Source organism: Gimesia chilikensis (assembly GCF_007744075.1).
In the GTDB taxonomy this organism is placed as follows: domain Bacteria; phylum Planctomycetota; class Planctomycetia; order Planctomycetales; family Planctomycetaceae; genus Gimesia; species Gimesia chilikensis_A.
The window spans coordinates 3,696,471-3,708,574 of record NZ_CP036266.1 but is presented as its reverse complement, the minus strand read 5'-3'; the positions used below and the strand labels follow the sequence as shown (position 1 = coordinate 3,708,574).

Here is a 12,104-nt window from a genome sequence, read left to right as displayed (position 1 = left end):
CGGACGGGATCATTTCCGATCTGAGTTGAGTCCCTGTCTGAGTACATCGCGAACCTGTTCCAGGATCATCCCCAGACGATTCAAACCGGTCCCGTCCTGTCCGCAACCCCAGAAATAGTCACTTGGGGCGTTTTCCACAATTGCCTCATCACCCGTGGAGAGTAAAAGTGCTTTTAATTCGAGGTGCGTCTGAAATTTCTTGAGTACGGCTGCCGACATGATCTCCTCTTTCACTGTTTCCCAGTCGTCGCGGAGTTTGACCTTGCGGCTGCGTCCCAGCAGGGCCGCCTGTTTCGAATTATGGGCTGTTCTGATCCGTTCCCGGTATTCCGGATCACTGAACTTCTGCGCCTGAAAATAGTGTTCAACGCTCGGCCACCAGAGCCCATCCATCTCGACCCCATGCGGCGAGAAGTTCGAAAACGCACCGTACTCGTCGTTGCGGGTGTAGAAGTAATTCGCCATGTGAACAACTCTGTTTATTACCGGGAAAACCTGGATTGAATAAAAGCACCAATTTCCCTTACCAGATCTTCCGCTGACTCCGTTTTCGCCACCACGATATACCCCGACCAGGGATCCCACTCCAGCCCCACGATCTGTCTCTCACACTGATAATCCTGGAACATTTCATCCAGACCAATGGTCAGTTCACCCGCCGGTTCCAATTGAAACAGTCTGACCACGGATTTTGTGATTGTGGGATAACGGAGGGAATCGATGTCGTAAAAGTCGATTATCAACCGCCGGCTAGCGTCGCGAGATTCCTGCATGGCGTTCACTGGCTTTGAAAATGAGGAAGCGGAATATATTCTTAATTAAAGAGACACCTGAGTTGGGGAGTAGGTTCCTTACTATTGCTCTGACTTCATGGACTGTTCTGCTTCCTCAACTGCTTTTGGCGGAAAGCGAATCATATTTATGTACTTGCGCATCATAGCAGGCAACTCAGTCATTTCTTCCGAAATTAGAAAATGGACATTCCACCACTCACCATGCCTGTTGATATAGAGCTCATAATCGGATCTGGCAGGATCATCAAACGAATCTTTCCGGACAACGACCATCCTTTCATAGGCTGGAAATCCCTGAAATTTGACGCATTTAAATTGCTCCAGATCATTCCGGTCAGGTAGCCTGTCTTCGTGGTTATAAGCCCCCACTTTGCCAATTATGAGAACCGCAAGATCACGCCTTTTACTGCTACCGCGAGGAGCGATGCGAAGCCAGTGTTTTTCAGGCCCCAGATCCCTGATTTGCCCCCAGTTGGGCGGAGGAATAAAAGAAATCCCAGATGCGTGAGCGACACGATTTTTTTCGTCTGGCGTCGTCACTGGAATCATTTTTCCGACGGGGCCATCTGGATTAGGAGGCTTTATTGCAGGATAAAGCAGAGCGATCAGTATGACATTGATGAAAATTATCACCAGGAATTCCATCTTCGTAAAGCCGGAGCGTCTGGGCTCATTTCTCATATTGATCACGCGCTTGCTGGTTTCACTTGCTCGCGGATGGTTTGATTTCCGTCGAACAGGAAACGACGCTGTCAATCACCGCGAACACGCCCGTCGCGATTTCGTTCTTGTTATCATTCACAGGCAGCCATTTTCTAACGAAGGATTGACCGTTTCTCAGTTTGAAGGTGGTTCGCAGATCGCTGACCTTATGATTTCCCAGAGGAACTGTGATGACAACGATCAGGTGCTGTTTGGTGCGGGTATCCGCATCGAGCGTATCGATGGCACTGGTCGGGAGCGTCTCAAAGACATCCAGTAATTTGACGCCTCGATAGAGCCTGTGTTCCGCACCGTTATTTTCGATCACCGCGGAAGGTTCAATTGGTGGCGCCGGTTTGTCGTTTTTTGAATTCCGGTTGGATCGCACGAATGCAATAATCAGAACCACAACCAGCAACTTCGCCACAACTCGCATGATTTTCTCTCTTTAACTTACTTTCCAGAAATCTTCAGTGATGTATTTACTAAGTGTATTCAATCAGAATTTCGCAGCGCCGTTCGTGACTGAAACAGTCGCGACCAGCAAAAAGGAAGGAGCCAGGCTAATCCCAGCGCCAGGGAAGCATGAATTGCCAAGACGATCAGTTTGACAGGATGAAAGTTCGATTGAACATATAGAGAAACGATCGTCCATTGAGGCCAGTTCTGATTCAACTCAACATGTAAACTTCCCTTTTCCGGTACAACCTGGATCAGGGAACCCAGACTGAATATCAACAAAAACCAGAGCCAGAAGCGGGAGAGTTTTTTGCTTCCATAGAAGACCGTGAAAACGGCAAACCCGCAAGCGAGACCGAAAGTGAGCCAGAGTATGAATGACTGCCGCTTCTCTTCAGGCCAGGTCAAATCAGTATCAATCAGTAACAGCCCCAGAAACATAAACATGTAGGCGAGAAAAATATAAGAGCCAACAAAGCCAACCAACGCCTGCATACTTTTCTGCAGATAATTTTCTGCTCGTCGGTCCAGATCCGTCATCGAATTTCCTCTTACTCAATTCTCGCACTCACATTACTTGGGTCTATCATGCCAATCTATTCACTTGAACACAAGCGAAGATCAGGATTGGTGGTGATCGGAAAAATACTGAGATTGAAAAACCTCATGATCTATAATCCGGCCAGATAGCGGGCAAAATACCTGCTATCAAATATCCAATCCGCCACTGGTGGCACATCCAATCAGATTCTGATGTGTATGTTTTGGCTCTGGCTCAGCTTCCATTCTCGACGCGCCACCGGCGTTCTTTGGGAGGCACTGCTTTGTAGAGTACCTTAAAAGCCACCAGCATGAATAACAGCGCCGGCATCAGCACAATTCCGGCCAGCAGTTTGGGAAAACGATCTCCGAGTACCAGGATACAGGTCAGATCGCTGAGTGAAATGAGCAGTCCCATCCAGACCAGGATTTTAAACCGAGTCAACACAGCTGGACTGACGGGGGGAGAAGTAGTTTTCATCGCGCGACTCCCTTTCATATCTGAGAAATGAATTGTGCTTTTCATTTTATCATCTAGTCACATGAACACAAGTATTTTCTCTCGCGCCATATATTTACATTGTCGCCAATAACAATTACAATTCGCTCAATAGACACCAGCTGAGGAGCGCCCATGCAGATTCTGACTCTCACCAAATACATCAAAGCCGACCTGATCGCCCGGCTGTCGCGGGATGAACTGTCTCCCGATGCGCTAACACTGGCGGCACTCTCAGACCATTATCAGGTGAGTGTTACCCCAATCTATCATGCGATCAATGAACTGATTGAAGAAGGGTATCTCTATCGGGAAAAGAATCGGCGGCTGTGCGTCAATCAGGAGAAAATGAGCGATGCCCAGACCGCGGCTAAGTCCCCCCAACCAGCGCCCCCCGAAGATCATTTCAAACGTATTACCGATGACCTGCTCACGATGAGCCTGAATGGTGAATCCGTGTTTCTGCGGGAAATGGCGTCGGCGAAAAAGTATGACATCAGCCGCACCAGTCTGCGGAATATCTTCAATCGGCTGGCCGGTGACGGAATGCTGGAGCATGTCCCTCGCAGAGGCTGGAAGCTGCGTTCATTCAATCAACACGATCTCGATGCCTTCATCGAAGTTCGCGTGGTCCTCGAACTCAAGGCACTGGATCTGGCGAAAGAGAGCCTCGATAAAGGGGTGCTGCAGAAAATACTGGACGGCAACCAGGTTCCCGGGACTGATGAGGAACCGCTGCAGATCGACAACAGCCTGCACGAATATCTGATCAAACAGTCGGACAACTATTACATTATCAGCTTTTTTGATCGACACGGTCGCTATTTCGACCTGCTGTTCCTCTGGGAATCCAACGACCGCGACGCAGCCATCCAGGAGATCCAGCAACATCAGCGAATCTTGACCGCACTCATCAATGAAGACTGGACGACCGCCCGCGAAGAGCTGGAATTGCACCTCCGCAGCAATCACCCGGTCCTCTCGCAGCTCAAACGCTGACGCTTACTCTCCGCTACCTGCTTTGTGGTGTGACACGGTGATGGTACTGCTGATCCCGCCCCGGGGAGTAAATTCTGCTCGCAGTTCGAGCCAACGCGGATCAGTGACTGCAACCAGGTCATCCATAATGCGGTTGGTCACGTCTTCGTAGAAGGCACCTACGTTGCGATAGCTCTGCAGGTAAAGCTTGAGTGATTTCAGTTCGAAACAGACCTGATCGGGGATATAAGTGATGATCAGTGTGCCGAAGTCAGGCTGACCGGTTTTGGGGCAGACCGAGGTGAATTCGGGACAGACCGTTTCCATGACATAGTCACGGTTGGGGTAGGGATTTTCGAACGTTTCCAGCAGGCTGCGTGGGGAATCGGCTTCACTCATGGTCGTATGTTTCTCTATCGGTGGATTCGGTATGACGTATCACAAATGTGACCGTGTTCTATAGCGATTCTCCGAGGCGTGCAAGCAAATCACACGCATTTTCACGCAAATCGGTTCAAATCTTGATAAAGATCCGCTGTAGATACATCCACAGGCAGATCAGCCACAATACAAACAGAACCGTCGCAGATACAGCGATCGGGGCGTAGGGACAATCTGAGCTGAACAGTGAACCGGCCACAGACCAGCCGGTCATTTTATCGACCGTGGTCAGATGCATCTCGAGCGACTTTTGAATCCAGGGACGAATCAACTGCGCCATGATGTACATGGCAATTGAATTCATGCCAACGACAACAAAGGGGAAGGCCCACTTTTTATAACCTTTGACGTCGATAATCCAATAGAATACCGCCAGAAACCAGAAGGCCCAGCCGGCACTGAATATTGCCCAGCCGGGGGACCAGATCCGTTTGACGATCGGAACCAGGTGCCACTCCCATTGCTCGATATTGACCGGCCAGATTGAAGTATCCAGCAACATCGATATCACGAAACAGATCAAGCCCGCCTGCAATAGCCATTTCACTTTCATTTTATCCAGGCGGTTGGACATCAACAGTTGTCCGGACATCAGGCCAAACAACATGGTCGCGATGGACGGAATAAAATTGAGCGTCTGATAGCCCCCGTGGTTTACCCAGAACTTCTGCTCCTGATAGGGCTCTTCGTAGCGGGGGAACTGGTTCAGCAACTGACGATCTACAGAAGCAGCCGCATTTGTGTGTTTATTCCACGGTTCTCCAAAGCCGGAAAACTGAGTCCACTCCGATTCGTCCAAATGTTTGACTTCAGTCAGGTAGTTCTTGACCGCAGTCAACTCTGCCTCTGCAGGCATGTATTGATAGAAAAAGAACCAGTAACCTCCCAGAATGGTGACGACGCCAATCAGCTGCGTCACAAAAGACCGGTTTACATAAAAGAAGACCACCAGATAACCCAGGCCAATCTGGCAGAGAACATTCGCAAAAGTGAAATTGGTGTGAGGGCCCGAGCGAGAAGAGAGAAAGACTCCCAGAGCCACAAGAAGCACCGATCGAAAAATGGCATGCCCCCAGATGCGGAGCGTGGAATCCCCCTTCTGTTTCCGCTTGCGTACCGAAAAGGGCATCGAAACGCCAACCATGAACATGAAGGACGGCTGAATCAGGTCCCAGAAACCGGCACCAGTCCACTCTACATGACTTAACTGGTAGGAGAGTGTCTGCCAGAGATGCTTCCACGAGGATTCCCACTGGGTACCATCATACTGCTGCAGAATTTCAGGTGAGTTCCGCACCGCGTTGGCGATGTAGAGTCCTCCGGAGGCCATCGCCAGCATGACAAATCCACGATAGGCATCCAGAGACGTCAGACGCTGACTGACCGGAGGTGTATTTCCCTGCTTCTGTTCCTGCTGTTCTTTTTCAGCGGTTTCAGGAGGAATCGCCGGTGGTGTGACAGACTCTGTTTCCGGAGTTTTCTGCAGAGGAATGGTTTCCGGCTCATGTGACTCTGAATTCGGAGTATTTTGTGTCATCTGATTTACCGATGAAGAAAGAAAAGCTAAGGTATGACTACAGTCAATCTACTGGTTCTGCCAGGGCCTGAAAGACTGCTTTTATCGTACCGTGTCTGGCTGGCAGTGTAAAACATCAAACAAAGTCGATCTTTCCTTATTTTAAGCAGAGTTTCATGACCATCCTGGTGACCGGCGGTGCCGGCTATATTGGCTCGCATTGTGTCCGGCAGTTAATTCAGTCCGGCAAAAAAGTCTGCGTGATAGACAATCTATCACGGGGACATCGTGCAGCAGTCCCTGCTGAAGCCTCTTTCTTTCAGTTGGATCTGCTGGAGACCGAGCCACTCACGGAAATCATGAAATCCCAGCGGATTGAAAAGGTCATTCATTTTGCAGCCCTGGCCTATGTTGGGGAATCGGTTGCGGATCCTTTGCCCTATTATACCAACAATACTGCAGGTACGCTCTCGCTGTTACGGGCCATGCGTCAGGCACGTGTCAGTCAGCTTGTTTTCAGTTCGTCCTGTGCAACCTACGGCATTCCGGATCAACTTCCCATAACAGAAGATAGCCCTCAACGCCCCATTAACCCTTACGGCTGGTCGAAATTGTTTGTCGAACAGATCCTGAAAGACTGCGCCAGCAGTTATCCCAACTTCGGTTTTATCGGCTTGCGTTACTTTAACGTGGCAGGCTGCTCGAAAGATGGTGCGGTAGGGGAAGATCACAATCCGGAAACACACCTGATCCCCAACTGTCTTCGTACCGCCCTGGGACAGCAATCGCATATCACAGTGCTGGGGAACGATTATCCGACTCCAGATGGAACCTGCATTCGCGACTATATTCACGTGGAAGATATCTGTTCTGCCCACCTGCTGGCCCTGAATGCATTGACCACGCAATCCAGCCGTTTTTATAACGTTGGTCTGGGGCAGGGCTTCTCGGTTCAGGAAGTGATCAGCACATCGGAAAAAGTGACAGGCTGTCCCATTCCCGTTGATATCCAGCCACGACGCCCCGGTGACCCCCCCATGCTCTCCGCTTCTCACGAACGGATTTCGAGCGAACTGGGCTGGTCTCCGAAATACAGGAGTCTGGAAGAGATCATTCAGACAGCCTGGGACTGGTTCCGGACTCATCCCGCCGGTTATCGGACGGATAATCCATAGTGACGATTGATTTCCCGGAAGTCCGTTTTCGTGGCACACTCAGGCCATCGCAGGCTGAGGCGATTTCGGTAATTGAACAGCAGTTGAACTCCGGCAAAAAACGACTGCACATCGTCGCACCTCCCGGCTCCGGCAAAACGGTGCTCGGTCTTTATCTCTGGGCGCAGCACGTCAGACGTCCCGCCCTGGTCCTGTCTCCCAATTCGGCGATTCAATCTCAATGGGCGGCTCGTACCGATCTGTTTCATTCGCCCGTCGACACCCGGCAGTTTGTCACGACAGACTCGGAACAGAATGCACTTTTGACTTCACTGACCTATCAGTCAGTGACTCTCCCACGACAGGGAGACTCCGAAATTGAAGAAGCAGCGCTGGAATACTGGATCGAATTACTGATCGCCCGAGAGCAGGCCCAGGATCCTCTGGAAGCGTTCACCTGGATTGCGGATCTCAAACAGCACAATCCCGATTATTACGAGAAGCGGTTCCGTACCTACCGTAAAACGGTACGTGACCAACTGGTGCTGAGCGGGAATGCACTCGATCTACTGCATACTTCGTCTCAGGAAACGCTCACACAGCTCAAGAGCAGGGGAGTCGGCCTGATTATCTTCGACGAATGTCACCACCTGATGGGGCACTGGGGGCGCGTACTCGCGGATGCACACGACTTTCTGGAACAACCCGTCATCATCGGCCTGACCGCCACGCCTCCTGACGAAAAAGGGAAACTTCAGGAGGACATTGATCGCTATCACAACTTTTTCGGACCGATTGATTACGAAGTGCCGATTCCCGCGGTGGTCAAGGACGGCTATCTGGCTCCATATCAGGACCTGGCTTATTTTGTGCGTCCTGCGACGGAAGAACTGACTTATATCGCAAATACCGATGACCAGTTGCAGCAGATCATGGAAACCCTGTGCAGCGAGAAAGAAGCGACTCCTCTGATCTCTGATGGCGACGACCCCACTGACACGTCTCTCGTGCCACAGGAGCGGGTTGAGCCACTCCCAGAATGGCTATTGTCTCGCCTGCAGAATCTGGAACTGCCTTCCGGCAAAGTGGATGACTGGACGACCTTTGAACGCCGCGATCCTTCACTGGCAGACGCGGCCCGTCTGTTTCTGCAACAACGCGGACTGGAACTTCCGTCACACGTACCACCGCTGGACATCACCAACATCGATGAAGAGATCCCCCGACTGAATTACTGGGGGCCTGTACTGGATCGCTACATCCGACATCGCCTCCGGCGTTCCCCCGCGTCAGAAGATCAGGAGCTGGCGACACAAACCGTCGATCAGTTGCGGCTGTTGGGACTGCAAATCACGGAAACCGGTTCACAGCCCTGTGCGTCCCCGGTAGGACGCGTGATTGCGTATTCGCGGAGCAAAATCCAGGCACTGATCCCTGTCCTCCGAGCCGAGATGCAGAATCTGGGAGCCACGATACGCGCCGTGGTGATAGCTGACTTTGAAAAGACTTCAGCCACCTCAGCGGAAGTGGAGCATCTGCTCGATGAAGAAGCGGGAGGCGCCATTGCTGCTTTCAAAGAACTGGTCAGAGACCCGGAAACCGATAAATTAAATCCCGTGCTGCTCACCGGTTCCAGCGTGCTCATTGATGATGATATCGGTGAGCTTCTGCAGACTGCAGCCGAACAATGGCTGGCTGACCGAAAGATTGAGGTCACGCTCAGCCTGCAGCCTTACGATGGATTCCATGTCCTCAATGGCAGCGGTGCACAGTGGTCTCCTCGGGTGTATGTAGAGATGATTACGGACCTCTTTCAACAGGGACTCACCTGCTGCCTGGTGGGAACCCGGGGGCTGTTGGGGGAAGGTTGGGACGCGAATAAAGTCAATGTTTTGGTAGATCTGACAACTGTGACGACATCAATGACGGTCAACCAGCTTCGAGGCCGTTCTTTTCGCCTGGATCCGGACATGCCCACTAAAGTTGCGAACAACTGGGACATTGTCTGTATTGCGCCGGAATTCACCAAAGGACTCGACGACTACGAACGCTTTATCAAAAAGCACAAACGCCTGTTCGGCGTTACCGATGACGGCCTGATCGAAAAAGGCGTCGGTCATGTCCATGCTGCTTTTACCGAAATCAAGCCGGAAGGTCTCGAAGGTTCGGTGCAGCTACTAAATAGTGACATGTTGACACGTGCTTCCAAACGAGACGACTCACGTGCCTTGTGGAGAATCGGAGAACCCTATCAGGGGCTACCGCTCAAAACGATTGAATTGAATAACGGTAGCCGAGTAGGGGGAAGTAGTGGCTTCCCCCCTTTCAGCGGAATTCGTCAGCCCTGGTCGTCCCATTCACTAACGAAAGCTGTCAGCCAGGCAGTACTGGCAGCGTTGCAGGAAACGAACCTGATCTCCAGTAACTCCCGAATGCAGGTCGGGGAACGTTCCGGAAACTACATTCGTGTGTTTCTGGACCAGGCCCCCGAAGACGACTGCGATCGCTTTCTCGAAGCCGTACAACAAGTATTCGGTCCACTTCAGGGAGCACGATATGTAATCCCCCGTGTGGTGCACGAGATTGAGGACACCTGGATTTCCAGTCTGCTGCCTGATCTGCTGGGGCGATACTTTCGCAAACGTCAGGAACAACTGGCGATGGTACATGCGGTCCCTTCCGAACTGGCCCGCAACAAACAGCTCGTCTCTGTATTTGAGAAGCACTGGAATCAGTATGTCAGTCCGGGCGAGGCCTGCTTCGCTTATCGAGGTAAAGGAGCAGAGCTGCTCGAACACGCGCAGCGCAGTGGACTGTCACCGCATGCGAAAATTCATCGCAAAGAAATATTCGTCTAAGAATAAACCGGTAGGCCACACTTGAGTATGGCCTACCGGCGTCCTTCGATTCAGACCGCTGTAGTCGATCGTTCCTTCTTGCGACCAGGCAAAGACTTTTCAGCCACGGGTTTTCCCGCAAACGTGGCAGTCTGCTCCCGGTTCGAATCATCAGACTGTTTCCTGGCAAAACGGACCACGACCTGCTGTCCCTCGAATGAGAGTTCGAGTGTAGTCCCTTTTTCCAATGATTGAGAGTTAATCACATCCGCAATCACGGGGGTGACATAACGCTCAATCGTCCGTCTTAAAAAACGGGCACCGAAGTAAGGGTCGTACCCTTTCAATGCCAGCCAGTCCAGAATTGACCGATCCGGCTGAATGGAAATCCGGTGCCGCTTCAAACCAATGCGATCCTGTAACAGACCCAGCTCGCAAGCGGCAATTGCCCGTATATGACCCGCATTCAACGCGTGGAAATACACGATTTCGTCAAAACGATTCAAAAATTCGAAACGGAAATGTTCCATCAGCCGCCGCTGCATAGCCTGTTCCATCTCTAATTGAGATGACACTCCGTCTGCAAAACCGATCAGACTCTTACGATAAAGCTCAGCTCCCGCGTTCGTGGTGGCAATAATCACAGTCGAACGGCAGGAAACCGTCTCGCCCGTTCCATTAATGAAACAGCCTTCATCGATTAACTGCATAAAGCGGTCCAGGACAGGCGGCGCACACTTCTCAAATTCATCCAGTAACAGCACCGTGAATGACTGCCCCTGCAGACGCTGGGTCAGTAGTCCCTGGCGTTTGGATAACGCATACGCCTCCGGATCACCGAACAAAGTCAAGGCAGATACTTCCGTCTGGAAATCTGCCATATTCAACCGAACCATGCTGTCCGGCCGTCCCAGCAGATATTCAGACAGTTTCTGTGCGATATGCGTTTTACCCACTCCCGTCGGTCCCGCGAACAGGAACGCTCCCAGTGGACGACGTATATCACTCAAACCCGCCTTAATCGTACCGATCATCCGCACAACCGCATCCACAGCCTGATCCTGCCCCAGGACAGACTCAGCAAAGTGTGCTCGTACCTGTTGCAGTTCGAGCTTGATTGCGGGATCAATCAGGGACAACGGAACCTTGTGTACCTGGTGAAACCTATCAATGACATCCCGTCCATTGACTTTTCGGGCCTTTTTCCGCACGACCTTGACCTGGTTCAACAGATCCAGCACCTTCCGAGGCATATTCAGCCGGGAGAGAAAACGGTGCGATAACAGCAATGCTTCTTCCTGTGCGGTCTCCGTAATCCGAACCCGATCCGTCTTTTGCTGATATTCAGACCAGTGGCTTACAATCTGTCGGGCCGTTGACAAGTCCGGCTCATCAACTTTCAGAGCGACAAAGTGGCTCTCCAGATCCGGATAGTTTTCAAACATCGCTTCCACGCTGGTCCGATCTCCTTCGGCCAGCAGGGGACGCTGAGTCTGATAGGCGTAAGACTGTAATAACGGCTGCAGATAATAGTCGTTCAGGATCTCCATGTCAGAGAAAAACGGAACGATATTCTCATCTGTTTCCAGTAACAGATCGAGCAGTTTCTGAAATTCACCGCGCAGCTGATCTTCTTTTTTGAGACTGGCCAGGGCTCGTCGAAACGAGAGTTTGAGAATCCGCGTTCCCTGCAATGCTTCCGGCCCCTGTCCAGCTGCTGAAAGTGCTACCAGCTTGTGGATGACCGAAGATTTTCCCACACCACTCCCGCCATACAAAATAGGGAAGCGGTCTGCATTGATGATATCGGTCACATCGCAAACCAGGTCATCCATCAGAAACACCGGAGAGAGTTTCCCCGTATCTGCTTCTTTTGTCAGATCACGCTCGAGCCATTTATTCAGCACTGTTTGCAGATTGTTTGTCTGTTTTGACATCAGAGTATTCCATCAGTCTGATTTCCAGAAAGGTCAACAACGCATTCTTCAGCCCGGAAACCAGTTTGCCGAAGAATCTCTAACAGGAAGACCATCAGGCCCCATCAGGGGTTCGCAGCCCCATGCATGTTTCTGCATGAAAGAGTGCTGCTGACCTGCTTTTATTCAGACAAAACCTGAAATATCAGTGATAACAGAGAATCAGACGCCCAAGACTGACAAAGCGTCTGAACGCTGATACAATAAT

12 protein-coding genes are annotated in these 12,104 nt (G+C 51.2%); 3 read left to right on the top strand and 9 right to left on the bottom strand.

Going from position 1 to position 12,104, the window contains the following annotated elements; translation table 11 throughout:
- Nucleotides 1-9 precede the first annotated feature (9 nt).
- From HG66A1_RS14140 to HG66A1_RS14115, 6 genes are all read right to left on the bottom strand, one after another.
- Nucleotides 10-465, bottom strand: coding sequence for an NADAR family protein (locus HG66A1_RS14140; RefSeq protein WP_145184935.1), 456 nt, complete (start codon nucleotides 463-465; stop codon nucleotides 10-12).
- A gap of 17 nt (nucleotides 466-482) precedes the next feature.
- Nucleotides 483-773, bottom strand: a complete 291-nt coding sequence (locus tag HG66A1_RS14135; protein ID WP_145184931.1) for a hypothetical protein — start codon at nucleotides 771-773, stop codon at nucleotides 483-485.
- A gap of 81 nt (nucleotides 774-854) precedes the next feature.
- A complete protein-coding gene (locus HG66A1_RS14130; protein WP_145184928.1) occupies nucleotides 855-1,427 on the bottom strand; it encodes a hypothetical protein in 573 nt (190 codons plus the stop codon).
- Nucleotides 1,428-1,497: 70 nt separating this feature from the next.
- Nucleotides 1,498-1,932, bottom strand: a complete 435-nt coding sequence (locus HG66A1_RS14125) for a hypothetical protein (RefSeq protein WP_145184925.1) — start codon at nucleotides 1,930-1,932, stop codon at nucleotides 1,498-1,500.
- A 59-nt stretch (nucleotides 1,933-1,991) separates the two neighbouring features.
- Entirely contained in the window at nucleotides 1,992-2,495 is a 504-nt protein-coding gene (locus HG66A1_RS14120; RefSeq protein WP_145184922.1) for a hypothetical protein, read from the bottom strand.
- Nucleotides 2,496-2,730: 235 nt separating this feature from the next.
- Entirely contained in the window at nucleotides 2,731-2,976 is a 246-nt protein-coding gene (locus tag HG66A1_RS14115; RefSeq protein WP_145040986.1) for a hypothetical protein, read from the bottom strand.
- A gap of 153 nt (nucleotides 2,977-3,129) precedes the next feature.
- On the opposite strand from HG66A1_RS14115, the gene HG66A1_RS14110 reads away from it, so the two are divergent.
- Nucleotides 3,130-3,993: a GntR family transcriptional regulator gene (locus tag HG66A1_RS14110; RefSeq protein ID WP_145184919.1), complete on the top strand. Its 864-nt coding sequence runs from the start codon at nucleotides 3,130-3,132 to the stop codon at nucleotides 3,991-3,993.
- Nucleotides 3,994-3,996: 3 nt separating this feature from the next.
- Here the strand turns inward: HG66A1_RS14110 and queF are convergent, their stop codons facing one another.
- Nucleotides 3,997-4,371: a preQ(1) synthase gene (gene queF, locus HG66A1_RS14105; RefSeq protein ID WP_145184916.1), complete on the bottom strand. Its 375-nt coding sequence runs from the start codon at nucleotides 4,369-4,371 to the stop codon at nucleotides 3,997-3,999.
- A 115-nt stretch (nucleotides 4,372-4,486) separates the two neighbouring features.
- Nucleotides 4,487-5,950 (bottom strand): acyltransferase family protein, encoded by a 1,464-nt coding sequence (locus HG66A1_RS14100; RefSeq protein ID WP_145184913.1) that lies wholly within the window; start codon nucleotides 5,948-5,950, stop codon nucleotides 4,487-4,489.
- A gap of 155 nt (nucleotides 5,951-6,105) precedes the next feature.
- On the opposite strand from HG66A1_RS14100, the gene galE reads away from it, so the two are divergent.
- The gene (galE, locus tag HG66A1_RS14095; RefSeq protein ID WP_145184910.1) at nucleotides 6,106-7,104 is read left to right on the top strand and encodes a UDP-glucose 4-epimerase GalE; all 999 of its coding nucleotides are present in this window, start codon (nucleotides 6,106-6,108) and stop codon (nucleotides 7,102-7,104) included.
- Nucleotides 7,104-9,941: a DEAD/DEAH box helicase gene (locus tag HG66A1_RS14090; protein WP_145184906.1), complete on the top strand. Its 2,838-nt coding sequence runs from the start codon at nucleotides 7,104-7,106 to the stop codon at nucleotides 9,939-9,941. The genes galE and HG66A1_RS14090 overlap by 1 nt, the downstream gene beginning before the upstream one ends.
- Nucleotides 9,942-9,991: 50 nt before the next feature.
- On the opposite strand, the gene HG66A1_RS14085 is transcribed toward HG66A1_RS14090, so the two are convergent.
- Nucleotides 9,992-11,857: an AAA family ATPase gene (locus tag HG66A1_RS14085; protein ID WP_145184903.1), complete on the bottom strand. Its 1,866-nt coding sequence runs from the start codon at nucleotides 11,855-11,857 to the stop codon at nucleotides 9,992-9,994.
- Nucleotides 11,858-12,104 lie beyond the last annotated feature (247 nt).

Excerpts from the sequence above, each read along its gene's own strand:
- HG66A1_RS14140 (WP_145184935.1), bottom strand. The coding sequence starts at position 465 with ATGGCGAATTACTTCTACACCCGCAACGACGAGTACGGTGCGTTTTCG.
- HG66A1_RS14135 (WP_145184931.1), bottom strand. The coding sequence starts at position 773 with ATGCAGGAATCTCGCGACGCTAGCCGGCGGTTGATAATCGACTTTTAC.
- HG66A1_RS14125 (WP_145184925.1), bottom strand. The coding sequence starts at position 1,932 with ATGCGAGTTGTGGCGAAGTTGCTGGTTGTGGTTCTGATTATTGCATTC.
- HG66A1_RS14120 (WP_145184922.1), bottom strand. The coding sequence starts at position 2,495 with ATGACGGATCTGGACCGACGAGCAGAAAATTATCTGCAGAAAAGTATG.
- HG66A1_RS14115 (WP_145040986.1), bottom strand. The coding sequence starts at position 2,976 with ATGAAAACTACTTCTCCCCCCGTCAGTCCAGCTGTGTTGACTCGGTTT.
- HG66A1_RS14110 (WP_145184919.1), top strand. The coding sequence starts at position 3,130 with ATGCAGATTCTGACTCTCACCAAATACATCAAAGCCGACCTGATCGCC.
- queF (WP_145184916.1), bottom strand. The coding sequence starts at position 4,371 with ATGAGTGAAGCCGATTCCCCACGCAGCCTGCTGGAAACGTTCGAAAAT.
- HG66A1_RS14100 (WP_145184913.1), bottom strand. The coding sequence starts at position 5,950 with ATGACACAAAATACTCCGAATTCAGAGTCACATGAGCCGGAAACCATT.
- galE (WP_145184910.1), top strand. The coding sequence starts at position 6,106 with ATGACCATCCTGGTGACCGGCGGTGCCGGCTATATTGGCTCGCATTGT.
- HG66A1_RS14085 (WP_145184903.1), bottom strand. The coding sequence starts at position 11,857 with ATGTCAAAACAGACAAACAATCTGCAAACAGTGCTGAATAAATGGCTC.